Origin of the sequence: Streptomyces hawaiiensis, assembly GCF_004803895.1 — a bacterium.
In the GTDB taxonomy this organism is placed as follows: domain Bacteria; phylum Actinomycetota; class Actinomycetes; order Streptomycetales; family Streptomycetaceae; genus Streptomyces; species Streptomyces hawaiiensis.
This window is the reverse complement of sequence record NZ_CP021978.1, coordinates 4,861,419-4,884,592: the sequence shown is the minus strand read 5'-3', so window position 1 is coordinate 4,884,592 and position 23,174 is coordinate 4,861,419. Positions and strand designations below refer to the sequence as shown.

General features: G+C 72.2%; 25 protein-coding genes. 11 read left to right on the top strand and 14 right to left on the bottom strand.

Going from position 1 to position 23,174, the window contains the following annotated elements; all coding sequences use genetic code 11:
* Positions 1-21 precede the first annotated feature (21 nt).
* Positions 22-1,428 (top strand): glutamate decarboxylase, encoded by a 1,407-nt coding sequence (gad, locus tag CEB94_RS22560; protein WP_175433937.1) that lies wholly within the window; start codon positions 22-24, stop codon positions 1,426-1,428.
* A 7-nt stretch (positions 1,429-1,435) separates the two neighbouring features.
* On the opposite strand, the gene CEB94_RS22555 is transcribed toward gad, so the two are convergent.
* The 6 genes from CEB94_RS22555 to CEB94_RS22530 form a co-directional block, all read right to left on the bottom strand.
* Positions 1,436-2,197 carry an ABC transporter permease gene (locus CEB94_RS22555; protein ID WP_175433936.1) on the bottom strand — a complete coding sequence of 254 codons (762 nt, stop codon included), beginning with the start codon at positions 2,195-2,197 and terminating at the stop codon, positions 1,436-1,438.
* Positions 2,194-3,144, bottom strand: a complete 951-nt coding sequence (locus CEB94_RS22550) for an ATP-binding cassette domain-containing protein (protein WP_175433935.1) — start codon at positions 3,142-3,144, stop codon at positions 2,194-2,196. The genes CEB94_RS22555 and CEB94_RS22550 overlap by 4 nt, the downstream gene beginning before the upstream one ends.
* A gap of 73 nt (positions 3,145-3,217) precedes the next feature.
* On the bottom strand, positions 3,218-3,859 hold the full coding sequence (locus tag CEB94_RS22545) for a PadR family transcriptional regulator (protein WP_175433934.1): 642 nt from the start codon (positions 3,857-3,859) through the stop codon (positions 3,218-3,220).
* A gap of 10 nt (positions 3,860-3,869) precedes the next feature.
* The gene (locus CEB94_RS22540) at positions 3,870-4,421 is read right to left on the bottom strand and encodes a DinB family protein (RefSeq protein WP_175433933.1); all 552 of its coding nucleotides are present in this window, start codon (positions 4,419-4,421) and stop codon (positions 3,870-3,872) included.
* Between the two features lie 106 nt (positions 4,422-4,527).
* The gene (locus tag CEB94_RS22535; protein ID WP_175433932.1) at positions 4,528-5,991 is read right to left on the bottom strand and encodes an aldehyde dehydrogenase family protein; all 1,464 of its coding nucleotides are present in this window, start codon (positions 5,989-5,991) and stop codon (positions 4,528-4,530) included.
* A 158-nt stretch (positions 5,992-6,149) separates the two neighbouring features.
* A complete protein-coding gene (locus CEB94_RS22530; RefSeq protein WP_175433931.1) occupies positions 6,150-6,974 on the bottom strand; it encodes a helix-turn-helix domain-containing protein in 825 nt (274 codons plus the stop codon).
* Here CEB94_RS22530 and CEB94_RS22525 point away from each other — a divergent pair.
* Together CEB94_RS22525 and CEB94_RS22520 are read left to right on the top strand one after the other, a co-directional pair.
* Positions 6,973-7,143: a hypothetical protein gene (locus tag CEB94_RS22525; RefSeq protein ID WP_175433930.1), complete on the top strand. Its 171-nt coding sequence runs from the start codon at positions 6,973-6,975 to the stop codon at positions 7,141-7,143. The two genes, CEB94_RS22530 and CEB94_RS22525, sit on opposite strands and share 2 nt — an antisense overlap.
* Before the next feature lie 195 nt (positions 7,144-7,338).
* Complete coding sequence (locus CEB94_RS22520) at positions 7,339-7,833, top strand: ATP-binding protein (protein WP_342789663.1); 495 nt, start codon at positions 7,339-7,341, stop codon at positions 7,831-7,833.
* A gap of 92 nt (positions 7,834-7,925) precedes the next feature.
* On the opposite strand, the gene CEB94_RS22515 is transcribed toward CEB94_RS22520, so the two are convergent.
* The 5 genes from CEB94_RS22515 to rpmG all read right to left on the bottom strand — a co-directional run bounded on the left by CEB94_RS22515 (position 7,926) and on the right by rpmG (position 10,714).
* The gene (locus CEB94_RS22515) at positions 7,926-8,144 is read right to left on the bottom strand and encodes a DUF397 domain-containing protein (RefSeq protein WP_045296613.1); all 219 of its coding nucleotides are present in this window, start codon (positions 8,142-8,144) and stop codon (positions 7,926-7,928) included.
* Positions 8,145-8,854: 710 nt separating this feature from the next.
* Positions 8,855-9,088, bottom strand: coding sequence for a 30S ribosomal protein S18 (rpsR, locus tag CEB94_RS22510; protein WP_175433928.1), 234 nt, complete (start codon positions 9,086-9,088; stop codon positions 8,855-8,857).
* A 6-nt stretch (positions 9,089-9,094) separates the two neighbouring features.
* Positions 9,095-10,294 carry a CobW family GTP-binding protein gene (locus CEB94_RS22505; RefSeq protein ID WP_175433927.1) on the bottom strand — a complete coding sequence of 400 codons (1,200 nt, stop codon included), beginning with the start codon at positions 10,292-10,294 and terminating at the stop codon, positions 9,095-9,097.
* A gap of 4 nt (positions 10,295-10,298) precedes the next feature.
* Entirely contained in the window at positions 10,299-10,547 is a 249-nt protein-coding gene (locus tag CEB94_RS22500; RefSeq protein WP_031140350.1) for a type B 50S ribosomal protein L31, read from the bottom strand.
* 2 nt (positions 10,548-10,549) lie between these two features.
* On the bottom strand, positions 10,550-10,714 hold the full coding sequence (gene rpmG, locus CEB94_RS22495; RefSeq protein ID WP_003991959.1) for a 50S ribosomal protein L33: 165 nt from the start codon (positions 10,712-10,714) through the stop codon (positions 10,550-10,552).
* A gap of 63 nt (positions 10,715-10,777) precedes the next feature.
* Between rpmG and rpmB the strand changes: the two genes are divergently transcribed.
* From rpmB to CEB94_RS22475, 4 genes are all read left to right on the top strand, one after another.
* Positions 10,778-11,014, top strand: a complete 237-nt coding sequence (gene rpmB / locus CEB94_RS22490; protein WP_175437119.1) for a 50S ribosomal protein L28 — start codon at positions 10,778-10,780, stop codon at positions 11,012-11,014.
* Entirely contained in the window at positions 11,014-11,319 is a 306-nt protein-coding gene (rpsN, locus tag CEB94_RS22485) for a 30S ribosomal protein S14 (RefSeq protein ID WP_175433926.1), read from the top strand. The genes rpmB and rpsN overlap by 1 nt, the downstream gene beginning before the upstream one ends.
* Positions 11,320-11,440: 121 nt before the next feature.
* A complete protein-coding gene (locus tag CEB94_RS22480) occupies positions 11,441-11,959 on the top strand; it encodes a hypothetical protein (RefSeq protein WP_425472479.1) in 519 nt (172 codons plus the stop codon).
* A gap of 488 nt (positions 11,960-12,447) precedes the next feature.
* The gene (locus CEB94_RS22475) at positions 12,448-12,975 is read left to right on the top strand and encodes a DUF4232 domain-containing protein (RefSeq protein ID WP_175433925.1); all 528 of its coding nucleotides are present in this window, start codon (positions 12,448-12,450) and stop codon (positions 12,973-12,975) included.
* A gap of 8 nt (positions 12,976-12,983) precedes the next feature.
* On the opposite strand, the gene CEB94_RS22470 is transcribed toward CEB94_RS22475, so the two are convergent.
* Positions 12,984-14,096: a DUF2786 domain-containing protein gene (locus CEB94_RS22470; protein ID WP_175433924.1), complete on the bottom strand. Its 1,113-nt coding sequence runs from the start codon at positions 14,094-14,096 to the stop codon at positions 12,984-12,986.
* Between the two features lie 96 nt (positions 14,097-14,192).
* On the opposite strand from CEB94_RS22470, the gene CEB94_RS22465 reads away from it, so the two are divergent.
* Together CEB94_RS22465 and CEB94_RS22460 are read left to right on the top strand one after the other, a co-directional pair.
* The gene (locus tag CEB94_RS22465; protein WP_175433923.1) at positions 14,193-14,933 is read left to right on the top strand and encodes a Clp protease N-terminal domain-containing protein; all 741 of its coding nucleotides are present in this window, start codon (positions 14,193-14,195) and stop codon (positions 14,931-14,933) included.
* Between the two features lie 51 nt (positions 14,934-14,984).
* Positions 14,985-16,688, top strand: coding sequence for a bifunctional 3'-5' exonuclease/DNA polymerase (locus CEB94_RS22460; RefSeq protein WP_175433922.1), 1,704 nt, complete (start codon positions 14,985-14,987; stop codon positions 16,686-16,688).
* Here the strand turns inward: CEB94_RS22460 and CEB94_RS22455 are convergent.
* On the bottom strand, positions 16,648-19,734 hold the full coding sequence (locus tag CEB94_RS22455) for an AfsR/SARP family transcriptional regulator (RefSeq protein WP_175433921.1): 3,087 nt from the start codon (positions 19,732-19,734) through the stop codon (positions 16,648-16,650). The two genes, CEB94_RS22460 and CEB94_RS22455, sit on opposite strands and share 41 nt — an antisense overlap.
* Before the next feature lie 559 nt (positions 19,735-20,293).
* The gene (locus CEB94_RS22450) at positions 20,294-21,187 is read right to left on the bottom strand and encodes a glycosyltransferase family 2 protein (RefSeq protein WP_175433920.1); all 894 of its coding nucleotides are present in this window, start codon (positions 21,185-21,187) and stop codon (positions 20,294-20,296) included.
* A 207-nt stretch (positions 21,188-21,394) separates the two neighbouring features.
* Between CEB94_RS22450 and CEB94_RS22445 the strand changes: the two genes are divergently transcribed.
* A complete protein-coding gene (locus CEB94_RS22445; RefSeq protein WP_175433919.1) occupies positions 21,395-22,276 on the top strand; it encodes an AraC family transcriptional regulator in 882 nt (293 codons plus the stop codon).
* Positions 22,277-22,302: 26 nt separating this feature from the next.
* A complete protein-coding gene (locus tag CEB94_RS22440) occupies positions 22,303-23,172 on the top strand; it encodes an NB-ARC domain-containing protein (RefSeq protein ID WP_175433918.1) in 870 nt (289 codons plus the stop codon).
* Positions 23,173-23,174: the final 2 nt, after the last annotated feature.

Below are 23,174 nucleotides of genomic sequence, written 5' to 3'. Positions count from 1 at the left end.
ACCCCACCCCTGGAGGCACCCATGCCGCTCCACGACGGCCCCCACCGGCCCGGCGAACGCCGCCTGTCCGTCAACCCCTTCTACGGCCCCGCCAACCCGCTCGGCGACATGGCCGAGGCCCCGCCCACACACCGGCTCCCGGACCAGCCCATGGCACCGGCGACCGCCCACCAGCTGGTGCGCGACGAGCTGATGCTCGACGGCAACGCGCGGCTGAACCTCGCCACCTTCGTCACCACCTGGATGGAGCCCGAGGCCGGGGTGCTGATGGCGGAGTGCCGGGACAAGAACATGATCGACAAGGACGAGTACCCGCGCACGGCCGAACTGGAGCGGCGCTGCGTGGCGATGCTCGCCGACCTGTGGAACGCGCCCGACCCGGTGACCGCCGTGGGGTGCTCCACGACCGGGTCGAGTGAGGCGTGCATGCTCGCCGGGATGGCCTTGAAGCGCCGCTGGGCGAAACGGAACGCCGACCGCTACCCCGGAGCCAGGCCCAATCTGGTGATGGGCGTGAACGTGCAGGTCTGCTGGGAGAAGTTCTGCAATTTCTGGGAGGTGGAGGCCAGGCTGGTGCCCATGGAGGGCGAGCGGTTCCACCTCGACCCGCGGGCCGCCGCCGAGCTGTGCGACGAGAACACCATCGGGGTCGTCGGCATCCTGGGCTCCACCTTCGACGGGTCCTACGAGCCGGTCTCCGAGCTGTGCGCGGCGCTGGACGCGTTGCAGGAGCGGACCGGGCTCGACATCCCCGTGCATGTCGACGGGGCGTCAGGGGCCATGGTCGCGCCGTTTCTCGACGAGGACCTGGTGTGGGACTTCCGGCTGCCGAGGGTGGCGTCGATCAACACCTCGGGGCACAAGTACGGGCTGGTCTACCCGGGCGTCGGCTGGGCGCTGTGGCGGGACGCGGAGGCGCTGCCTCAGGAGCTGGTGTTCCGGGTGAACTACCTGGGCGGCGACATGCCGACGTTCGCGCTCAACTTCTCCCGGCCCGGCGCGCAGGTCGTGGCGCAGTACTACACGTTCCTGCGCCTGGGCCGGCAGGGCTACCGTGCCGTCCAGCAGGCCGCGCGGGACGTGGCCGTGGAACTGGCCGGGCGGGTCGAGGCGCTCGGCGACTTCCGGCTGCTGACCCGGGGCGAGCAACTGCCGGTGTTCGCCTTCACGACCGCGCCGGACGTGACGGGGTACGACGTCTTCGACGTGTCCCGGCGGCTGCGCGAGAGCGGCTGGCTGGTGCCCGCGTACACCTTCCCGCCGAACCGGGAGGACCTGTCCGTGCTGCGGGTGGTGTGCCGCAACGGCTTCTCCGCCGACCTCGCGGAACTGCTCGCGCAGGACCTGGAGCGGCTGCTGCCGGATCTGCGCCGGCAGCCGCACCCTCAGACCCGGGACAAGGGCGCGGCGACCGGCTTCCATCATTAGAAAAGTCCTATCGGCTCAGCCGCCCGAACCGCCGTACCGCCAGCGGGAAGAACACCGCCAGCAGGGCCAGGGGCCAGACGATCGCCGTCCACACGTGCCCGGACTCCGTGCCGGGCACGCCGAACAGGTCCCGTACGGCCGTGGCCGTGTGGGACATCGGGTTCCACTCGACGACCGTGCCCAGCCAGCCGGGCATGGAGCCGGGCGCGGCCAGGGCGTTGGAGAGGAAGCCGACCGGCCAGACCAGGATCTGCACGGCCTGGACCATCTCCGGCTTCCCCGCCACCAGGGCCAGGTGGATGCCGATCCAGAGCATGGCGAACCGGAACAGGAGCAGCAGGCCCACGGCTGCGAGGAGGGCCGCCGGGCCGCCGCCGGGCCGCCAGCCGAGCGCGGAGCCCACACCGATGAGGACGACCAGCGCGAGCGCAGACTGGAGCATGTCGGCGGCCGAACGGCCCACCAGAACGGCCCCGTTGGCCATCGGCATCGAGCGGAACCGGTCGATCACGCCTTTGTTGAGGTCCTGCGTGACGGCGAGCATCGTGCCCTCCAGACCGAAGGCCATGGTGAGCGCGAGCATGCCGGGGACCAGGTAGTCGCGGTACTCGCCGCTCACGCCCCGGCCGCCGCCGACGAGGTAGCCGAACATCAGCAGCAGCATCACCGGGAAGACCAGGTTGACGGCCAGCTGCACCGGCTGCCGTCCCCAGCGTGCGAGTTCGCGGCGGGTCATGGTCCAGGAGTCGGTCAGGGCGTGGGCGCTCACGCGGCCTCCTTCACTCGGCGGTCGTCTCCTGTGAGGTGCAGGAACACCTCGTCCAGCGTCGGGCGGCGCAGGGCGACGTCCTCCGCCTCGATCCCGGCCTCCTGCAAGGCCCGTACGACTCCGGAGAGCGCCTCCATGCGGTCGGTCACCGGGGCGCTCAGCAACCGGCGGTCGGCATCGACGCCGACCCCGGTGAGGGGCAGCAGCGCTACCGCTGCCCCCAGTTGGCCGGCGTCGCGCAGGACCACGTCGATGCGGTCGCCGCCGGTCTCCGCCTTCAGCTCGTCCGCCGTGCCCCCGGCGATGACCCGGCCGGCGTCGACGACCGAGATGCGGTCGGCGAGCTGGTCGGCCTCCTCCAGGTACTGGGTGGTGAGCAGGACCGTCGTACCGCCGCCGACCAGGGAGCGGACGGAGGCCCACACCTCGGCGCGGCCGCGCGGGTCGAGGCCGGTGGTCGGCTCGTCCAGGAAGAGGACCTCCGGTTCCGTGATCAGGGAGGCCGCGAGATCCAGGCGGCGCCGCATGCCGCCGCTGTACTGCCGTACCGCCTTGCGGCCGGTGTCCGCCAGGTCGAAGCGCTCCAGCAGCTCGTCGGCACGCGCGCGTGCCCGCTGCGCGCCCAGGTGGTGCAGTCGGCCGAACAACTCCAGGTTCTGCCGGCCGCCGAGCTCCTCGTCGAGCGCGGCGTGCTGGCCGAGCAGGCCGATGCGCTGCCGCACGGCGTACGCCTCGCGGACCACGTCGTGCCCGGCCACCTCGATCCGGCCCGCGTCGGGCCGCAGCAGGGTGGACAGGACCCTCACCAGGGTGGTCTTGCCCGCCCCGTTCGGCCCGAGCACCCCGTGCACCGTGCCGCGCGCGACCGTGAGGTCGAGCCGGTTCAGCGCCTTCTTGTCGCCGTACGTCTTCTTCGCGCCTTCGACGGTGATCGCCGCGTCGGCCACTGAGCCTCCCTCGCTAGTCAAACTTGACTACATGCTCGAAGGTAAACTCCCCGGCGCCATTCGTCAAACTTGATTAGCGGGCGTCCCCTGGGTGCGGCTCCCCCGTCGCGTACGGGTTCTCCTCGCCGGGGGCCAGGACGCCGACGAACGGGTCGCCCTCGTCCGCGAAGGTGTAGGCGCCGCCCTCGATCCGCTCGATCAAACCGCGGGTCCACTCGGCCTCGGAGTCGGCCGTGTGGACCCACATGTTCATGATCTCCCCGATGTGACCGAGCCGTCCGGGCCCTTCCTCGGGCACGTAGTGCTCCAGGACGGAGGCCCGCCACTGCTCGATCCTCAGGGTCCGCTCCTTCAGCAGCGCGACCGCCTCCGCCCGGGGCAGGTCGACGACGAAGCCGACGGCGGCCGTCTTCACGTCCCCGCGCTGGTCGTAGGTGACCAGCGCGTCCCGCAGCAGCCGGAAGTACTCCTCGGTGCCCTGATCAGTGATCTCGTACTCCGTGCGCGGCGGGCCGCCGGCCGTGGACGGGGCGATCTCGTGCGCGTGCAGCAGCCCCTGCTTCGCCATCTGCTTCAGGGCGTGGTAGATCGAGCCGGGCTTGGCGTGGGACCACTCGTGGGCGCCCCAGTACTCCAGGTCGTTGCGCACCTGGTAGCCGTGGGCCCGCCCGTGCATACGGACCGCGCCGAGCACGAGGAGACGGATCGCTGACATGCGGTCCAGGTTAGGACCCGGCCGCCACCCGCTGTTCCTCGGCCACCAGCTCGAAGGCGGTCCTGCCGTCCAGGGACTCGCGGATGATGTCGGCGTGGCCGGCGTGCCGGGCCGTCTCGCGGATGAGGTGGAGGCAGAGCCAGCGCATCGAGAGCCACTCGTCCTTCGGATTCCACGAGGTCGCCGGCAGCTCGAAGGTGTCGTCCAGGCTGGGCACCGCACGGATGAACGCCTCCGTCTCGGCCGCCACCTTCTCGTAGTACGCGAGCTGCGACTCCACACTCTCGTCACCGACCAGCCGAAAGCACTCGTGCCAGTTCGACTCGTCCCGGTGGACGGCCGCCGGCTCCCCCTTGGCCCGGGCGACCCAGCCCTGCTCCATCTCGACCACGTGCTTGAGCAGCCCGGCCAGGGACAGTTCGCTGGCACTGGGGCGGGAGGACGCCTGCTCGTCCGTGAGGCCCAGCACCGCCCGCCGGATGCCGCCGCGCTGCTCCTCGATGAAGGAGAGCAGCGCTCCGCGCTCGTCGCCGTGTGCCTCCGAGGGAACGTGAGTGACCATGACCGCCGCCTTTCACCGGGCCCGGGGGCCTCTCCCCCTGACACCGACGAAACTACGGGCCCTTGCGGTCAGGTTCTGTCCGCAAGGGCCCGGGCGCCGAAAGGCTCTAGAACGGGAATCCGCTCCGGCCGTGCTGCACCGAGATCCACTTGGTCGTGGTGAACGAGTCCAGCATCGTGTCGCCGTTGAGCCGGCCGACGCCCGAGTGCTTCTCACCGCCGAACGGGACGATCGGCTCGTCGTGCACGGTGCCGTCGTTCACGTGGAACATGCCCGTGTCGATCTGCTTGGCGAAGTTCACACCGCGCTCGATGTTCCCGGTGTGGACGGCGCCGCTCAGGCCGTACGGGGTGTCGTTGACGAGGCGTACGGCCTCCTCCTCGCCGTCGAACGGGACGAGGAACGCGACCGGCCCGAAGACCTCCTGCCTGAGCAGCGCCGAGTCGGCGGGGACGTCCGTCAGCACCGACGGCTCGACGAGGTTGTCGGTCCGTCCGCCGCGCACCAGGGCCGTGGCGCCCTCGGCGAGGGCCTGCTCGACCACGCCGGAGACGGCGTCCGCCTGCGAGGAGTTGATGACCGGGCCGATGACGGTATCCGGGTCGCGCGGGTCGCCCGCCTTGAGGGTCTTCACCTTGGCGACGAACTTCTCGGTGAACTCGTCCGCGATCGAACGGTCCACGAGGACCCGGTTGGCGGCCATGCAGACCTGGCCCTGATGGACGTACCGGCTGAAGACGGCCGCGTCGACCGCGTAGTCGATGTCGGCGTCGTCGAGGACCACCAGCGCGCTGTTGCCGCCCAGTTCGAGGACGGAGCGCTTGAACAGCCGGGCGCAGACGGTCGCCACGTGCCGGCCGACCTGGTCGGAGCCGGTGAAGGAGATGACCTTGGGGACCGGGTGCTCGATGAAGGCGTCGCCGATCTCCGCGATGTCGGTGATGACGACGTTCAGCAGGCCGCCGGGCAGCCCCGCGTCCTCGAAGAGCTTCGCGACCAGGGAGCCGCCGACGATCGGTGTGTTCTGGTGCGGCTTGAGCACCACGGCGTTGCCGAGCGCGAGCGCCGGGGCGACGGACTTGATCGACAGCAGGAACGGGAAGTTGAAGGGGCTGATCACGCCCACGACACCGACCGGCACGCGGTAGACGCGGTTCTCCTTGCCGTCCACCGGCGAGGGGATGATCCGGCCTTCTGGGGCCAGGGCCAGATGGACCGCCTCGCGCATGAACTCCTTGGCGAGGTGCAGCTCGAAGGCGGCCTTCAGGCGCGTGCCGCCGAGCTCGGCGATGATGGCCTCGGAAATCTCGGCCTCGCGCTCCTCGATCAGGCGCAGCGCCTTCTCGAAGACCGCCCGGCGGGCGTAGGGGTTGGTCGCGGCCCACTGCTTCTGGGCGCGAGCGGCCGCCCGGTACGCCTGATCGACCTCGTCGGCCGTGGCTATGGTGATCGACGCCAGCTTCTCGTCGTCGTACGGATTGAAGTCGATGATGTCCCAGGAGCCGGTACCCGGGCGCCACTCACCGTCGATGTACTGCTGTGCAAGGTCGGTGAAGTAGGACGACGACATGTGTGATCCCTCGATCCCTGGCAGACCTCTGATCGCGCCTTCACGATCTGATCACACGTCATCGTACTTGTGTTTCAAGAGAGTTGGAGGGGGACTGCGGGAGAGCCGAGGAGTACTTCGGGAGAGGGAGAAGCGCTTCAGGAGAGGGGAGGAGTACTTCAGGAGAGCTGAAGGAGGCCCCGGAGAAGGTCCCGGCTCTCCGAAGGGCCCGGGCTTTCGCTCTGGAGCTCCTTGAGCGCCTTCTCGTACTGGGCGACGTCCTCGGCCTTGTCCAGGTACAACGCGCTGGTGAGCTGCTCCAGGTAGACGACGTCGGACAGGTCGGACTCCGGGAAGCTGAGGATCGTGAACGCGCCGCTTTCGCCGGAGTGGCCGCCGAGGCTGAACGGCACCACCTGAAGCCGTACGTTGGGCCGCTCGGAGATCTCGATGAGGTGCTGGAGCTGGCCGCGCATCACCTCGCGGTCGCCGTACGGGCGGCGCAGGGCGGCCTCGTCCAGGATGATGTGGAAATCTGGCGCGCTCTCGTCGACGAGGTGCTTCTGCCGCTCCAGACGCAGCGCCACGCGCCGCTCGACGTCGGCCTCGTTCGCCCCCTGCATGCCCCGCCGGACCACCGCGCGGGCGTACGCCTCGGTCTGCAGCAGGCCGTGCACGAACTGCACCTCGTACGCCCGGATCGTCGAGGCGGCGCCCTCCAGGCCGACGTAGGTCGGGAACCAGCTGGGCAGCACGTCCGAGTAACTGTGCCACCACCCCGCGACGTTGGCCTCTTTCGCCAGGGACAGCAGGGAGGCGCGCTCCTGCTCGTCCGTGATGCCGTACAGGGTCAGCAGGTCCTCGACGTCTCTGGTCTTGAAGCTCACCCGGCCCAACTCCATCCGGCTGATCTTCGACTCGGAGGCGCGGATCGAGTAGCCCGCCGCCTCGCGCGTGATGCCCCGCGCCTCACGCAGTCGCCTGAGTTGTGATCCGAGCAGCATGCGCCGCACCACCGATCCCGGCTCTCCCGCGCTCACGTTCGCCAGCCTCCCCAACGTCTTCAAGGGCCGCAGTCTGCCACTAAAACACTCCGAGCAGTACTCGTCCGGTTACGGAAACGGAATCGAGACGGTCGACGCTCGCGCGCGTGAGCAAGAGGAAGGCAAGTGAACGGCCAGATGGAGACGCGAAGATGACGGAAAAATTGACCAACAAGCGGTACGGGACATCTCATTCCGGTCACGTGCACGTGCATCTGCCCTTGCATCTGCTGTACGCATCCGAAACCATGGTCCCGCACCACCGCCGCATCGCACCGACCGCGAATTCCCGGGAGTGCCTCGCATGGGGACGAATGGATCGACCATGCTCGAGCCGTTACGGCAGGGCCTTCCGCCGCTGGATCCCGCGGCCGTGTCCGACGCCGCCTCCTGCGCTCTGCCCGCCCGCTACGAAGCGGTGCGCGAGGCGCGGCGGTTCACCCGCGGAACCCTCGACCAGTGGGACATGGGCGAGCGGTTCGACGACGTCTGCCTGGTGGTCTCGGAACTCGTCACCAACGCCCTGCGGCACGGCCTGCCGGCCGACGACGCGTGTGCCGGCCGCCGGGAACCTCCCGTGCGGCTGCACCTGATGCGGTGGACCGAGCGGCTGGTGTGCGCGGTGCGCGACCCCAGTCACGACAGTCCGGTCGCCCGGGAGACGGACGACTTCTCGGCCGAGTCGGGCCGCGGGCTGTTCCTCGTCGACTCCTTCAGCGACAGCTGGGGCTGGCATCCGCTCGCGGGGGCGCTCAGCGGCAAGGTGGTCTGGGCGCTGTTCCGGCTGCCGCGGACCGGTTCGCGGCCGAACGGGGAATGAGAGACCGCGGCGCTTCCTCGCGTCGCGGTTCTACGCGCGTCACCACGCGTTGAGTATCGATTGCCCCGATTTCTCCGGGGCCTGTCGGCTCGTCAGCCGCCCACCAGGTGGTCGAACTCGCCGTCCTTCACGCCCAGCAGCATCGCTTCGATCTCCGCACGGGTGTAGACCAGTGCGGGGCCGTCGGGGAAGCGTGAGTTGCGGACGGCCACGTCTCCGCCCGGCAGCCGGGCGAACTCCACGCACGAGCCCTGCGAGTTGCTGTGCCGGCTCTTCTGCCAGGCCACGCCGTGCAGCCCGGCGGCCGCCATACCGTTGTACACGTCGTGGTCCACAGGTCGCTCCCCGGTGGTGCACTGGCTGGTGTGGCCATTGATGCAGTGGTCAACTGACCCGGATCATAGCCCTGTTCATGTGCAGATGCAGGGGCAGATGCACGTGCACGCGGGGTGGTCCTGTGGTTACAGCTTTGACGACCGCTTTACCGAAGCTCTTGACTGTTTGACGGCTTGGCCCCACCTCTCGTTCCCGGAGACCTGCGTCGAAGTCGGCGGGTTCGGGGAGGTCCGGTGGAGGCGGAGCATCCGCTCGACGGCGCGGCGAAGGGCTCCGGGGGCCGCGCCCGGAGATAGCGGGAGCTGGGGCGCGGGACCCGGGGACGGCCGTTCGACCGGCCGACCCGCATCCGGAAGACGGCCGCTGCCTGCGGGGACGGGGAGAAATGGGCCGGACGCAGGAGGGCGGGGTCGTCCCCGCGGCCGGTGCCCTGCTCGGACCATCGCAGGACACGCGCTCGGCTTTCGGCCCCGGGTGACCCGCGCGGCATGCCTCCCGGCCGCCCCGGTCCTCGGCTCCAGTACGGCCGGTCCGGCCGGCGTCCGGCTGGCATCCGGCCCGGTCCTGACGCCCCGTCGAAGGCCACCCCGCCGGTCGTCCGGCGGCGGCCCGCAGCGCGGACGCGGCATGGACAGGAGGCTCCCCACCCGTCAAGCGTGGGGAACCTCACCCGGACCGGAGGCCTTCAGCGGGCGGCGTACGGCAGCAGCGCCATCTCGCGCGCGTTCTTGATGGCCCTGGCCAGCTGCCGCTGCTGCTGGGAGGACACCCGGGTGACGCGGCGGCTGCGGATCTTGCCACGGTCGGAGATGAACTTCCGCAGCAGGTCGGTGTCCTTGTAGTCGATGTACGTGATCCCGGCCTGGTACAGAGGGTTGGGCCGGTCCTTGACGGGTTTGCGGTCGGGCTTGCGCGGCATGGGGGGTCAGACCTCCAGGAGGGTGTCGAAGGCGTGCGGCAGCCGCTGCCAGGCGTCGGGGCCGGCGGCGTACTCGGCGTCGGTCAGCAGGCAGGACTCCAGCAGTCGCTCCAGGCCGTCCCGGTCGAGGCCGGGTGAGGTGAAGACGAGGTGCTGGCAGCGGTCTCCGTGCTCGGGGTGCCAGTCCAGCGCGGCGGCGGCTCGGCGCACCGGCGGGACCATCTCCCATGCCGCGTCCGGCAGGGAGGCCAGCCACGGGCCCGTGCTCTCCACGCACAGGGCCCCACCCGCCGCGTCCCAGTGGAACAGCGTGTCGGGTTTGTCGGCGAGCCAGAACCGGCCCCGGCTGCGGGCGGCCGCGCAGGTCAGGTCCTCCAGTGCGGCGTAGAGCCGCTCCGGGTGGAAGGGGCGGCGCCGGCTCCAGACCAGGGTGGAGACGCCGTGCGCGTCGGCCTCGGCGGGCAGCAGGGCGCAGGCCGGGTGCTGGGCGGCGGCGGCCGACTCGACGTCGAAGCCGGCCAGGGCGGCCTCGGCCAGGGGCGAGGACGGGCGGCGGGGAGCGGGCACCGTCAGGTCGTCCACGGCCGCGTCCACCGGGTCACTGTTCCCGATCGGGACCTGGCGGGCCGTCGGGTGCAGCTGTGCGAGCAGCTCGCGGTCCTCGTCGTCGGCCTCCGGGGAGTCGGCGACGGCGAGCACGGGGGCGTACTCCAGCTGGCGCGCGAAGGTGTCGGCGACCGTGCGTTGGTCGGTGGCGGCGGCGGCGAGACCGCCGTCGGCCAGGTCGTCGCCGTTGCCGAGGTACGGCAGGACCAGGGCCGGGTCGACGGCGGTGATCACGCCGGTGACGGTGAGCCCGCCGGCCGTGATCACCTCGGCCATGGCCTTGGGCTCCACGGAGTCCCACAGCTCGACGACGGCGAGCCGGGTGCCGCCGGTGTCCCGCAGCCGCTCCAGCTCCGGCACCAGGTCCTCGCGCAGGGCGCAGCAGGCGCAGTCGTTGACGAGCGGCGCCTCCCCCGCGTCGAGGAGGCCGGAGGCGTCCCTGATGGTCCGTACGACCGTGCCCGCGGCGGCCGTCGCCAGGTCGTGGTGGAGGACGACGCTGCCGGGCACGTCGGCGAGCAGCCGCGCGACGGCCGCCCTGCGGGCATCGGCGTGCAGCCCGCCGACGATCACGACGGGGAGCCCAGGAGGGGGAGCCACGGGGTCAGCCCTTCTTTCCGTACCGGCGCTCGAAGCGCTCCACGCGGCCGGCGGTGTCCAGGACGCGGGCCGTGCCGGTGTAGAAGGGGTGGCTGACGTCGGAGATCTCGACGTCGACGACCGGGTAGGTGTGGCCGTCCTCCCACTCGATCGTCTTCTCGCTCGTCATGGTCGAGCGGGTGAGGAAGGCGTAGTCCGCGGCACGGTCACGGAAGACGACGGGGCCGTACGCCGGGTGGATTCCCTCGCGCATGGTCAGCGCTCCTCTCGGAAGTCGACGTGGCGGCCGGCGACCGGATCGAACTTGCGCAGGGTCAGCCGGTCCGGGTCGTTGCGGCGGTTCTTGCGGGTCACGTAGGTGAAGCCGGTCCCGGCGGTGGACCGGAGCTTGATGACCGGACGGAGTTCGTTGCGTGCCATGCCGCTATGATACTGAAAATGAAATCCATTTCCAACACTTGGCCAGAGAGGTACGTCACCACCATGTCCGCGCACTGCATGCTGACCGGCACACAGCCGGGCTTCGGCAACCGCATCTCGCACTCCCACCGGCGCACGTCGCGCCGGTTCGACCCCAACATCCAGTCCAAGCGCTACTGGCTGCCGAACGAGGGCCGGTACGTCCGGCTCCGGCTCAGCGCCAAGGGGATCAAGACCATCGACACGATCGGGATCGAGGCGGCCGTCGCCCGGATCCGCGCCCGGGGAGTGAGGGTCTGATGGCGAAGAAGAGCAAGATCGCGAAGAACGACAGGCGGCAGGAGATCGTCGCCAGGTACGCCGCCCGGCGGGCCGAGCTGAAGGAAATCGTCCGGCGGCCGTCGTCGACGGCGCCCGAACGGCTCGCCGCACAGGCGGAACTGCGCAGGCAGCCGCGCGACGCGAGCGCCACGCGGGTGCGCAACCGCGACCAGGTGGACGGCCGGCCGCGCGGCTACTTCCGGACGTTCGGGCTGTCCCGGGTGAGTCTGCGGGAGCAGGCGCACGCGGGGTATTTGCCCGGGGTGCGCAAGTCGTCCTGGTAAGAGGCGTTCCCGGAGGCTCTTGACGGGCCCTGGTAGCTTGCTGCGGTCGTTCCGGCCAGGAGGCCGGCCGGTGCCGTCCGGCCGGTCGGCCGTCCGGCCGGCTACAGCTTGGGGGCTTGCAGTGACTTCGGTGATCTTCTCGCGGCGCTCCGGCGCCGTGCGCGTCGCGGCGGCGGCCGCGGGGCTGGCGGGCGCGCTCGCGCTGAGTGCGTGCAGCAGCGACGGCGGCTCGGGGGACGACTCGGCGCCCAGCCCGGCTCCGTCGGCCTCGGCGTCGTCCGCTCCGACGGGCGAGGACTCCGGCTCCGGTTCCGGCGGGTCGGCCGGTGGCGAGCTGGCGGGCAGCTGGCTCGCGACGACCGGCGGCAAGGCCGTGGTCCTGGTGATCACCGGCAAGCAGGCCGCGCTGTTCGCCACCGGCGGGAGCGTGTGCAGCGGCACCGCGGGCGAGGAGTCCGGGATGCGGATGATCCGCCTGAAGTGCACGGACGGCTCCAAGGACCGGGCGACCGGCATGGTCGACTCCGTGAACGGCAGCAGCCTGAAGGTCACCTGGGAGGGCGGCCTCGGCACGGAGACCTACCGGAAGGCGGAGGGCGGCAAGCTGCCCACGGGCCTGCCGACGGCAAGCCTCGGCTGACACCCGCACCCGTACGGGCCGAGCCACGGACCGACCGTCTACGGGCACCGCGGCCCGTCCGGCGTTGGGGCAATCGCCGGGGGCGTGCGGGGCTCGGCGAGGGTTGCCTCCCGGCGTTCGGGGGGTGCACGGGGGCCTGCCGGGGGATCAGCGGGGGGCATCACCAGCGGCGCGTGCCGGGGAGCAGTGAGGGCGTGCGACCGACCGGCGGTCCGAGGCGTCGCAACGGACCCCTGCCGGAGGCCAGGGCGTGCGCCCGTCCGGCGGGCCCGGGCACAGCCACGAACGCGTGCCGGGAGACCGGCCAAGGCCCGCGCCCGACCGGCAGGTTCGCGGCACCGCGATCGACGCGTGCCGGGGGATCGGCGAGGGCGTGTGCCCGTCCGGCGTTCGGGGGAATCGTAGGGGGTGCGTGCCCGTCCGGGGGCCGCGTGCGTGATGATCCAGGGGCCCGAAGCCGCTCCCGTACGACACGCCCAGAGGACCCCATGCGCACCTTCCCCCTCACCCTGGCCGCCGCCCTCGCCGCGACGGTCCTGCTGACCGGCTGCAGCGACGACACGTCCGGTGGCGACGACGTCAAGAACGCGGACCGGCCGAGTGATGCGGCCTGCGCGCTCGGCGACATGGGCGTGGAGGTCGGTGACGGTGCCGCCCCGGCCGCCGGAGACACCGGCACTGTGACCGTGACGCTCACCAACAAGGGCGCGCAGTGCACGCTGAAGGGCTTCCCCGGCGTGGATCTGCTGGCCGACGACAAAACGACGTCCGTCTCCCCGGACAAGGGCGCGAAGGCCCAGACGCTCACGCTCGGGAAGGGCGGCACCACGTCCTTCACGATCACCTACGTCCGGGGCGAGGCGGGCTCCGCGGAGAGTCTCGACGTGCACAAGGCGTCCTTCACCCTGCCCGGCGACACCAGGACTGCGCACGAACTGACGTGGTCCTACGGCGAGGTCTCCCGGACGGACGGAACGCAGGCCTCGGTGAGCGGTTTCGAGACCTCGGGCGACTGACCAGAAGGTCAGCGCAGCGGCGGCCGGTGCCGGACCTGGGCCCGGTCCGCCGCCTGCGCGCCCTCCGTCCAGCCCGCCGCGTCGTGCACCCCGCGCAGCCGGGTCGTGGTCGTTTCCGGGAACATGCGGTCCAGCCGCCCGGTGACGGCGACCTCGCGGGAGGCGAGGACCGGGAGCAGGTCGTCGGTCACCTGGGTTTCGGCGGCTGCTGCCAGGCGGGTTCCGATGCGGTGGGCGTAGGCCGCGAGGAAGGACTGCCGGAACGTCTTGGTCCGCTTGCGGCCCCCCGCCCGCTGCGCGGCCTCCGCCTTCGTCATCGCGGTCGTGGCCTGGACGAGGAGGGAGGTGTAGAGGAGTTCGACCGCCTCCAGGTCGGTTTCGAAGCCGACGACGGTGGAGAAGCCGAGGGGCTCGTTCCACACCGCCCGGCAGTGGTTGGCTCCGGCGACGGCGTCCAGCAGCACCGCCTTGGCCTGCTCGTACGGCGGCTCGACCCCGATCCGGCAGGCCCCGGGCGCGTCCGGTGACGGCGCCCGCGCCGCGAGCAGCGCCTCGTCGACACTGTGCCGGGCCATCAGCTCCTGCGCCTTGGCACTGAGCGCCTCGGCCTCCTCCGGGAACCCGGTGGCCTCCGCCTTGGCGAGCAGGGCGCGGATGCGGGTGAGCATGCGGGACTCGGTCCTCGTCCCGCCGGGTGCCTCCCCGGGCGCCTCGTCGAGGGCCTCCAGGGCCGGCAGCCGCAGCAGCAGGCGGTACAGCTCCAGTACGGCGGTGGCGTGCGAGAAGCGGTCGGCGCGGGGCGGGGCGTCGGCGGGGAGTTCCGCGAGCTGCGCGTTCCAGCGGCGGCCCCGGGGCCCGTCGCCGGGTGCCTGTGCGCGGATCAGCGCGGCCACGAGGAGCACGTGCACGTCGTCCAGCTCGCGCCGGACGATCCGTACGACGTCGGCCGGCTGCCAGCCGCGCCGCCAGGCCCCCGCCACGAACTCCTGCCCGCGCCCGGCGAGTTCGGCGTCCGCCGCCGGGTCGGAGGCGAGCAGGGAGGCGCCGGTGTCGAGGCCCGTCCCGCCGGTGTCGTAGAGGGCCGACGCGAACGCGCGGTCGACGGTGCTGGACGTACTCACGGGCCGATGGTGCCATGCCGTCGCGCCCGGCCCGGAACCCGCCCAGACTGTCAACCCGAGGTTGACAGCCACAGGAGTGCAACCTACGGTTGACACATGACGAACCCCGACACCACGTCATCCATCCGTCTCGACGACCTCATCGCGGCCATCAAGAAGGTCCACCCGGAGCCGCTCGACCAGCTCCAGGACGCGGTGATCGCCGCGGACCACCTGGGCGACGTGGCCGACCACCTGATCGGCCACTTCGTCGACCAGGCCCGGCGCTCCGGCGCGTCCTGGACCGACATCGGCAAGAGCATGGGCGTCACCCGGCAGGCCGCCCAGAAGCGGTTCGTGCCGAAGGAGTCGGCCGACCTCGACCCGAGCCAGGGCTTCAACCGATACACGCCGCGCGCCCGCAGCGCGGTGATGGCGGCGCACAACGCGTCCAAGGCCGCGCACAACGCCGAGGGCCTGCCCGAGCACCTCGTTCTCGGCCTGCTGGCCGAACCCGAGGGACTCGCCGCGAAGGCGATCGTCGAGCAGGGCGTCTCCCTCGACGCGGTCCGCGCGGCGGCCACGGCGGCGCTCCCGCCCGCCGTCGACGAGGTCCCGGAGCTGGTGCCGTACGGCCAGGCCGCCAAGAAGGTCCTGGAGCTCACCTTCCGCGAGGCCCTGCGCCTCGGCCACAACTACATCGGCACCGAGCACCTCCTGCTCGCCCTGCTGGAGCACGAGAACGGCCAGGGCGTCCTCAGCGGCCTGGGCATCGGCAAGGAGCGGACCGAGCAGTACGTCACGAGGGTGCTGGAGAAGATCGCGCAGGCACAGGAGAACGTGCTCGACGAGTCCTGACCCCTTTCGGCGGCGGGAGGCGTTGTCAGACCCCCCTGACACACTCGCAGCATGGCCGACCGGTGGGCGCTCGCCCCGGCCGAGGACGGTGGCGTGGACGTCGCCCCCCTCGGTCCGGACGGGCTGCCCGCAGGCCCAATGCGGCGGGAGGCCGACCCCGCCGAGGCCGTCCGGAGCCGACCCGGCGTCACGCGGTGGGTGTGGCGGTCCACCGCCGAGGTCTACCCGCGCCTGCTCACCACGGGGGTGCGAGTCGAGCGGTGCTACGACATCGAGGCCGCCGAGACGCTCCTCCTCGGCCACGAGGGGCGGTACGGGGAACCCCGCTCGGCCGCGGCCGCCCTGGCCCGGCTGCGCGGCGGCCCCGTGCCGCGCGATCCACCCCAGCGGTCCGCCGAACCGGGCTCGCAGTCCTCGCTGTTCGAGCCGCAGGGCGTCCATCTGCCCCTGCCGGACCTCCTCGCGGTCCACGCCGAGCAGCTCAAGCGGCACGAGCGGGCCGAGCACCCCGACCGGATGCGGCTGCTGACGGCCGCCGAGTCGGCGGGCATGCTGGTGGCCGCCGAGATGAACCGCGCCGGGCTGCCCTGGAGCACCGAAGTGCACCGCGCGCTGCTGCACGACCTGCTGGGCGAGCGGTACGCGGGCGGCGGCGAGCCACGCCGCCTGGCCGAGCTGGCCGACGAGGTGTCCGCCGCGTTCGGCCGCCGGGTCCGCCCCGACCTGCCCGCCGACGTGGTCAAGGCCTTCGCCCAGGCCGGGATCAAGGTCTCCTCGACCCGCCGCTGGGAGCTCGAGTCGGTCGACCACCCCGCCGTGAAGCCCCTGATCGAGTACAAGAAGCTGTACCGCATCTGGGTCGCCCACGGCTGGTCCTGGCTCCAGGACTGGGTCCGCGAGGGCCGCTTCCGGCCCGAGTTCCTCGCGGGCGGGACCGTGACCGGGCGCTGGGTGACCAACGGCGGAGGCGGGCTCCAGATCCCCAAGGTGATCCGGCGGGCCGTGGTCGCCGACCCCGGCTGGCGGCTCGTCGTCGCCGACGCCGACCAGATGGAACCGCGCGTCCTCGCCGCGATCTCCCGCGACCCCGGCCTGATGGAGGTGGCCGGCCGGGAGAGCGACCTGTACCAGTCCGTCTCCGACCGCGCCTTCTCCGGCGACCGCTCCCAGGCCAAACTCGCCGTGCTCGGCGCGGTCTACGGCCAGACCTCCGGCGACGGCCTGAAGAACCTCGCCGCGCTCAGACGCCGTTTCCCCAGGGCGGTGGCGTACGTCGACGACGCGGCCCGGGCCGGTGAGGAGGGCCGGCTCGTGCGGACCTGGCTCGGCCGGACCTGCCCGCCCGCAGCCCGGGGGACGGACGACGCGACGGAGGAGGCCGGCATCCCGACGGCCGCCGTCGTCTCCGGGGAGGACGACCAGCCGGGCGGCGGGCAGTGGGTACCCGGCTACGCCTCCACCAACGCCCGCGCCCGCGGCCGCTTCGCCCGCAACTTCGTCGTCCAGGGCAGCGCCGCCGACTGGGCGTTGCTGCTGCTCGCCGCGCTGCGCAAGGCCTGCGCGGGGCTGGCGGCCGAGCTGGTCTTCTTCCAGCACGACGAGGTGATCGTGCACTGCCCCGAGGAGGAGGCGGAGACGGTCGTGGCGGCGATCCGCGAGGCTGCGGCCCTGGCCGGCCGGCTGACCTTCGGGGAGACACCGGTGCGCTTCCCGTTCACGACGGCGGTGGTGGAGTGCTACGCGGACGCCAAGTAGCCGAATCAGCCGGAGTGTTGCCGGGGACGCCGGGTGGTCGGTCAGCGGGAGCGAGCAACGCGCGTAGCTCCGTCACCACCGCCTGCTCGTCCGTTCCCTCCAGCGCCGCGAGAGCCGTGCCCCACTCCTCGCGCGCCTCGCTGATGTGCCCCCGCTCCCGCAGCAGCAGCCCGTGCTGGTGGCGGGCGAGACCGCCGGTGTAGCGGTCGCCGCGGGCGTCGGCCCGGCCGAGCAGCTCGGCGCATTCGCGGGCGGCCCGCCCGCTGCGGCCCAGCAGACGCAGGGCACGGACCAGGCCGAGCCGGGCCTGGGACTCGCCGTGCCAGTCGCCGTGACTGCCGAGGATGCGCAGGCTCTCCTCGAAGTGCGGCAGGGCGGCGGCCGGTTGGCCGAGCCGCAGCTGGGCGTACCCGATGTCGCGGTGCGCGGTGTGCCGCACGATCACGGTGCCGTTCTCGTCGCCGATCACGGTGCCGTTCTCGTCGTCGATCTCGTCGTCGATGTCGTCGTCGAGGGTGAGCGGACGCCGGTGCTGCTCGCTGGCGGCCCGCGGGTCGGTGAGCTCGAAGAGGTTGCCGAGGTGGCTGGGGGTGACGGCCTCGCCGTACGGGTCGTTCAGCTGCCGTGCGTACCGCGGGCTCCGCGTCGGCGCCTCGCCCGCCTCGGTGCGCCGGCCGAGTCGGTCCAGCAGCAGGCCGCGGTCGTCGAGGCAGCGGCGGATCCAGGAGGGGTGGTCCAGCCGCCGCCAGAGGGCGAGCGCCCGGTCGTTGAGTGCGAGGGCCTCGTGCTGCCGGCCGGTCAGGAAGTGCAGCCCGGCGAGGTCGACCAGCGCGTACGCCTCAGCCGCCGCGTCACCGAGCCGCCGGGCCACCCGGAGGCCGGCCTGCCCGAGCACCTCCATCTCGGCGACGCGTCCCCGGCGATGCGCGTAGGGAAAGATCAGCCGGACGAGCGTGCCGACCAGGCCGGCACGTTGCCCGGAGGCGTCGTCCGCGTACCGCTCGACCAGGGTGACGACGTTCTCCAGCTCCCCGTCTCCCCAGGCGAAGGCCTCTTCGGGGCCGGCGAAGGGGGCGACGGTGTCGACGTGAGCCGCGTGGCCGCTCGGCTGAGTGGGGGTGGGCCGGCGGCGGTCGTCCCGGTCGAGGCCGGGTCCCGCGATCGCGGCGAGGACGCGCTCGGCGACGGCCGCGTACCAGCGCAGCGCCGTGTCGGCCATGTCGGCGGTGTCGTCGGCGTCCCGCTCTCCGGCCCGTTCACGGGCGAAGTGGCGCACCAGGTCGTGCGGTGCGTAGCGGCCGTACGTCGGCTCTTCCAGCAGGGCCACGTCGAGGAGGCGGTCCAGAGCGGCCTCGGTACGGGGTTCGCCGGTGCCGGTGAGGCGGGCGAGCAGGGGGGTGCCGTACGTGGGCAGGTCGAGCGCGCCGATACGGCGCAGGGTGCGGGCCGCGTCTCGGTCGGCCTCGCGCTCGGAGGCGGCGAGCGCGTCGTGCGCGGCGGCCAGGGAGCGGCGGACGCTCAGGTCGTCGTACTCCAGGTGGTGCAAGCGCCGGTCCGCGGCGGCGAGTTGCCCGGCGAGGGCGTCGGGGGTCAGGGCCCGGCGGGCGGCGAGCCGCGCGGCGACGACCCGCAGGGCCAGCGGGAGCCGGCCGGTGAGCCCGACGAGGAGCCGGGCGGCGGCCGTACCGTCCAGGCCGTCGCGGCCCGAAGCCCTGCGCAGGAGTTCGGCGCTCTCCTCGTCCGACAGCGGGGCGAGCGGGAACCGGGCCGCGCCGTCGAGGGCGGTCAGCGGTGAACGGCTGGTGACGATCACCCCGCACCCGGCACCGCCCAGCAGCAGCGGCCGTACCTGCGCGGCACTCGCGGCGTCGTCCAGCACCAGGAGCGTGCGGGTCGGCGCGAGCAGCGAACGCAGCAACGCGGCTGCGGCGTCCGGCTGTTCCGGGATACGGCAGGGCTCGGTGCCGAGGTCACGCAGCAGGGCGGTGACCGCCTGACCGGCGGTGAGGGGGGTCGTGCCCGGGGTGGCGCCGTGCAGGTCGAGGTGGATCCGCCCATCGGGGAAACGTTCCGCCAGCTGATGGGCGACCTGCAGTGCGAGCGCGCTCTTGCCGACACCGGCCATGCCGCTGATGACGGCGATGGGATGCGGACCGGGTGCCGTGAGGGCGCGGTGCAGGGAGTCGCGCAGGGCGGTGCGGCCGATGAAGTGGGTTGGTGCCGGTGGCAGTTGGGCGGGCGAGGGCGCCGGGCTGCCCGCTTCACCCGGCTCCCCCGCACCACCGTCCCCCGCGGCCCCCCGCAGCACCTCCATATGCGCCTCCCGCACCCCCGGCCCCGGTTCGATGCCGAGTTGGCCGACGAGGCGGGTACGCAGGTCGTGGTGAACGGCCAGGGCCTCGGTCTGACGGCCGGTGCGGTGCAGGGCGAGCATCAGCTGCCGGTGGTACACCTCCCGCTGCGGGTACGCGCCGGTCAGCGCCGCCAGCTCCGGCACCAGCTCGTGGAGCCGCGGGCCGCCCAGCGCCAACTCGGCGTCGTAGCGCCACTCCAGAAGCAGCATCCGGGCCTCGCACAGCCGCTGCGCGAAGGCGTACCCGCCCACCTCGGGCGGCAGCCCGGTGAGCGGCGCGCCCCGCCAGAGGGCGAGCGCGGCCGCGCACTCGCCCACGACCCGCTCCCAGTCCCGGCCGGTGTGCGCGGCACGCGCCTCGGTGACGTGGGCGTCGAAGACGTGGACGTCCAGCTCGCCCTCGTCGACCCGCAGCACGTACCCGGACGGCACGGTGCGCAGCCGCCCGGGATCGTCGAGCAGCCGCCGCAACCGGGCGATGTGATTGTGCAGGGAGGCCTGCGCGGACACGGGCGGCGCCCCGCCCCACAGCGCGTCCTTGAGCGACTCGACGGAGACGACCCGCCCGGCGTCGAGGAGCAACGCGGCGAGCAGCACGCGGGACTTGGGGCTTGCGATGCCCCGGGCCTCACCACGGCCGCCGCTCCGGGCGTCGTAGAACAGCACCGGCGGCCCCAACAGCCCGAACCGCATACCCCCCGCGCCCCCCGCCTTGGCGAATATCCACCGCTGGGCAGCGGATTTCCGCCACCTCGATCCTCACCTGCTCCGCCGGAATCAACCGCAGCCCCGGCCCTCTACGACCTCGGTTCGGCGACTTCCGGCCAATCGGCAGACGACGCAACGGCGAACCGTTGGCCACATGTTAGCGATCCGTTGGCAAAGCCTGATGTGATCACTACATCGGATCTGGCCCGGCGGCGCGCGCGTCTGGACGCGCAAACTCGGGGGAGTGTCGCCGCCGCGGCCGGGTCCGGGTCCCGGTCGGCGGAGGTGATCGGCCGGGGCCCACTCAGCCTCTCTTCGGTGCTTTTACGGTCTGCCGGTCGGCCTCTTCGGTGCCCTTACGGCGTCTGCCGGCCGGCCTCTTCAGTGCCCTTACGGCGTCTGCCGGCCGGCCTCTTCAGTGCCTTACGGCGTCTGCCGGTCGGCCTCTTCGGTGCCTTACGGCGTCAGCCGGTCGGCCTCTTCGGTGCTTACGACGTCAGCCAACCGGCCTCTTCGGTGCCTGTACGGCTTCAGCCGGCCGGCGTCAGATGACGGGCGGCCGCCCCAGCCGGGTGAGCCGCCACACCGTCCGCCACCGCATGGGCCGCCGCTCCCCCGCCGGCTCCCGTACCCCCTCGACGAATCCGCCGAACCACGCGCGCAGCCCGGCACCCGACCGGTTCCGGGCGAGGGTGAGCAGCACCCAGACGCCCAGATGGACGGGGACGAGCGCGAGCGGCAGTCGGCGGCGGGCCAGCCAGACCCGGTTGCGGGCGTTCACGCGGTAGTAGATGGCGTGCCGGGCGGGCGAGGTCTTCGGATGCCGGAGCAGCAGCTCCGGCGCGTACAGGATCCGCCAGCCGGCATCAACCGCGCGCCATGCGAGGTCGGTCTCCTCGTGCGCGAAGAAGAACTCGGCGGGCCAGTCGCCGACCTCGTCGAGCATCGCCATCCGCAGCGCGTGTCCACCGCCGAGGAATCCGGTGACGTAACCGCCACGGCCGGGGTCCGAGTTGCCGATCCGGGGCACGTGCCGCTGCTGCGTCTCACCGAGCTCGTCGGCGATGCGGAAGCCGACGATGCCGAGCCGCTCGTCGGCGGCGTACAGGTCCCGCACGCGGCGCAGCACATCGGGGTCGACGAGCAGACCGTCGTCGTCCAGATCCACCACGACGTCGATGTCGCCGAACTCGCGCAGCCGGGCCAGGGCCGCGTTGCGCCCGCCGGGGCAGCCGAGGTTCTCGTCGAGCTCGACGGCGGTGACCTCGCCGGGCAGCGACAACCGCCGGGCGAAGTCGGGCAGCGGGCAGCCGTTGCCGACGATGACGATCCGCTCGGGCGGTACGTCCTGCTTGGCCACGGACTCCAGCAGGGCGTCGACCTCTTCGGGCCGGTTGCCCATCGTCACCACGGCGACGGCGATCCTGGGCGCCCCCATGTCCTCACCTCGTACCGGTCGGCAACTGACGGATTGACGGGCGATGCTAACCGTTCACGGTAGGGACGCCCTAAGGACGCCTGCCTGACGGCGGCTCGCGCACGCCGTTCAGCGCAGGCGGCACCCGACCGGAACGGGCACGAGATGTCGGGTGCGGCAGGGCACGCGCTGCCTAGCGTGAGGGCACGAAAAGGAAGGAGACCGGACGTGCTGGACCGGCTCAACCAGGCGATGGACCGGATCGAACGGAACCTGGACGCAACCGTCGACGTAGCGGACCTGGCGCGAACGGCATACACCTCGGAGTACCACCTGCGCCGCATGTTCTCCGCCCTGGCAGGTATGCCACTTTCGGAGTACGTCCGTCGCCGCCGGCTGACGGTCGCGGGCGCGGAGGTGCTCTCGGGCAACGCGACGCTCCTGGAGATCGCGATCCGCTACGGCTACGGCTCGGGCGAGGCGTTCGCGCGGGCGTTCCGCACGATGCACGGCGTGGGCCCGGGCGAGGCCCGGCGCACCGGCGCCGTGCTCGTCTCCCAGCCCCGGTTGACCTTCCGCCTCACCGTCGAAGGGAACAGCAGCATGCACTACCGCGTCATCGACCGCCCGGCCTTCACCGTCACCGGCTTCAAGACCCGGATCCCCCTGATCCACTCCGGCCCGAACCAGGCGATCATCGACTTCGTCCGCGGCCTCGACAAGCCCGCCGTGGACCGGTTGGAGAAACGGTCCGACCAGGAGCCGCGGGGCCTCGTCGCGGTCTGCGACGGCCTGGACCCGAGCCGCGCGGAGGGCACGGAACTCGACTACTACCACGCCGTGATCACCTCGGCCGAGACCCCGGCTGGGGCCCCCGAAGGCACCACCACGCTCCCCGTCCCGCCCGGCACCTGGGCCGTCTTCACCACCTCGGGGCCCGCCCCACAGGCCATCCAGGAGCTGTGGCGCGACGTGTTCACCGAGTGGTTCCCGTCCAACCCCTACCGCACCCGCCCCGGCCCCGAAATCCTCCGCACCCGTCTGTCCCCCGACGGCACGCAGGCGGACGCCGAGCTGTGGCTCCCGGTGGAGCGGGAGACCAGTCGCTGAAACACGCGGGAACTCCACGACTCGGGGTGTCCAGCGCGCAGATACCGGCCGGGCTCCAGGAACGCTCCGCGCTGTACCGCTCCCTGCTGAACCATCGCAGGCTGCTCGTCGTCCTGGACGACGTGCGCTCGTTCCGGCAGATCCAGCCGCTGTTGCCGGGGCGCGGCCGGTGCACCGTCCTGATCACCAGCCGGGATCCGCTGGACGAACTGGTCAGTGACTACGGGGCGGTCCAGATCCAGCTGAACGTGATGACGACGCACGAGGCCGACCGGATGCTCGCCGCCGTGATCGGGCAGGACCGGGTCGCCGCCGAGCCCGAAGCCGCGGCGCGGCTCGCGGAACTGTGCCTGCTCGAACAGCTCGTGGACGCCCAGCTTCTCGAGCTGTGCCTGACGCAGACGGGACCGTCGGCCCGGTTCCGCTTCCATGAGCTGCTGCGTCTGTTCGCCTGGGAGCGCGCCCACGACGAGGACTCCGCCCAGGATCGCGCGGACGCCCTGGAGCCCGCCTACGGCACCCTGCTCACGCTCGCCGGCTCCGCACACCAGCTCCTCGACGGGGCCGGGCACCTGCCACGTCATTCGGCCCGGCTCGTCCACGAGCTGCCGGTGGACGCGGTCACGGAGCTGCTCGCCGATCCGCTGGAGTGGTTCGAGTCGGAGCGGGGCACCATCCTCGCCCTGGTGGGCGCGGCGGCACGGCACGACGACGCCGCCGCCCATGCCTGGGAACTCACCGCGCGCCATGCCGCTGTTCGAGATGCGCAACTACCAGGAGGACTGGCAGCAGGCCGCACAGGGCTCCCTGGAGAGCGCCCGGCGGGCCGACGACACCTTCGGCGCCACCGTCATGCTGCGCTCGCTCGGCTCGCTCGCCATCTACCAGCGCCGTGACC

Coding starts and splice junctions, on each gene's coding strand:
- rpmG (WP_003991959.1), bottom strand. CDS start 10,714: ATGGCACGCAACGAACTCCGTCCGGTCATCAAGCTCCGGTCCACCGCC.
- rpmB (WP_175437119.1), top strand. CDS start 10,778: ATGTCCGCGCACTGCATGCTGACCGGCACACAGCCGGGCTTCGGCAAC.
- gad (WP_175433937.1), top strand. CDS start 22: ATGCCGCTCCACGACGGCCCCCACCGGCCCGGCGAACGCCGCCTGTCC.
- CEB94_RS22540 (WP_175433933.1), bottom strand. CDS start 4,421: ATGGTCACTCACGTTCCCTCGGAGGCACACGGCGACGAGCGCGGAGCG.
- rpsN (WP_175433926.1), top strand. CDS start 11,014: ATGGCGAAGAAGAGCAAGATCGCGAAGAACGACAGGCGGCAGGAGATC.
- CEB94_RS22450 (WP_175433920.1), bottom strand. CDS start 21,187: ATGGGGGCGCCCAGGATCGCCGTCGCCGTGGTGACGATGGGCAACCGG.
- CEB94_RS22520 (WP_342789663.1), top strand. CDS start 7,339: ATGCTCGAGCCGTTACGGCAGGGCCTTCCGCCGCTGGATCCCGCGGCC.
- CEB94_RS22460 (WP_175433922.1), top strand. CDS start 14,985: ATGGCCGACCGGTGGGCGCTCGCCCCGGCCGAGGACGGTGGCGTGGAC.
- CEB94_RS22515 (WP_045296613.1), bottom strand. CDS start 8,144: ATGGCGGCCGCCGGGCTGCACGGCGTGGCCTGGCAGAAGAGCCGGCAC.
- CEB94_RS22535 (WP_175433932.1), bottom strand. CDS start 5,991: ATGTCGTCGTCCTACTTCACCGACCTTGCACAGCAGTACATCGACGGT.
- CEB94_RS22500 (WP_031140350.1), bottom strand. CDS start 10,547: ATGCGCGAGGGAATCCACCCGGCGTACGGCCCCGTCGTCTTCCGTGAC.
- CEB94_RS22465 (WP_175433923.1), top strand. CDS start 14,193: ATGACGAACCCCGACACCACGTCATCCATCCGTCTCGACGACCTCATC.
- CEB94_RS22475 (WP_175433925.1), top strand. CDS start 12,448: ATGCGCACCTTCCCCCTCACCCTGGCCGCCGCCCTCGCCGCGACGGTC.
- CEB94_RS22530 (WP_175433931.1), bottom strand. CDS start 6,974: ATGCTGCTCGGATCACAACTCAGGCGACTGCGTGAGGCGCGGGGCATC.
- CEB94_RS22525 (WP_175433930.1), top strand. CDS start 6,973: ATGCGCCGCACCACCGATCCCGGCTCTCCCGCGCTCACGTTCGCCAGC.
- CEB94_RS22455 (WP_175433921.1), bottom strand. CDS start 19,734: ATGCGGTTCGGGCTGTTGGGGCCGCCGGTGCTGTTCTACGACGCCCGG.
- CEB94_RS22545 (WP_175433934.1), bottom strand. CDS start 3,859: ATGTCAGCGATCCGTCTCCTCGTGCTCGGCGCGGTCCGTATGCACGGG.
- rpsR (WP_175433928.1), bottom strand. CDS start 9,088: ATGCCGCGCAAGCCCGACCGCAAACCCGTCAAGGACCGGCCCAACCCT.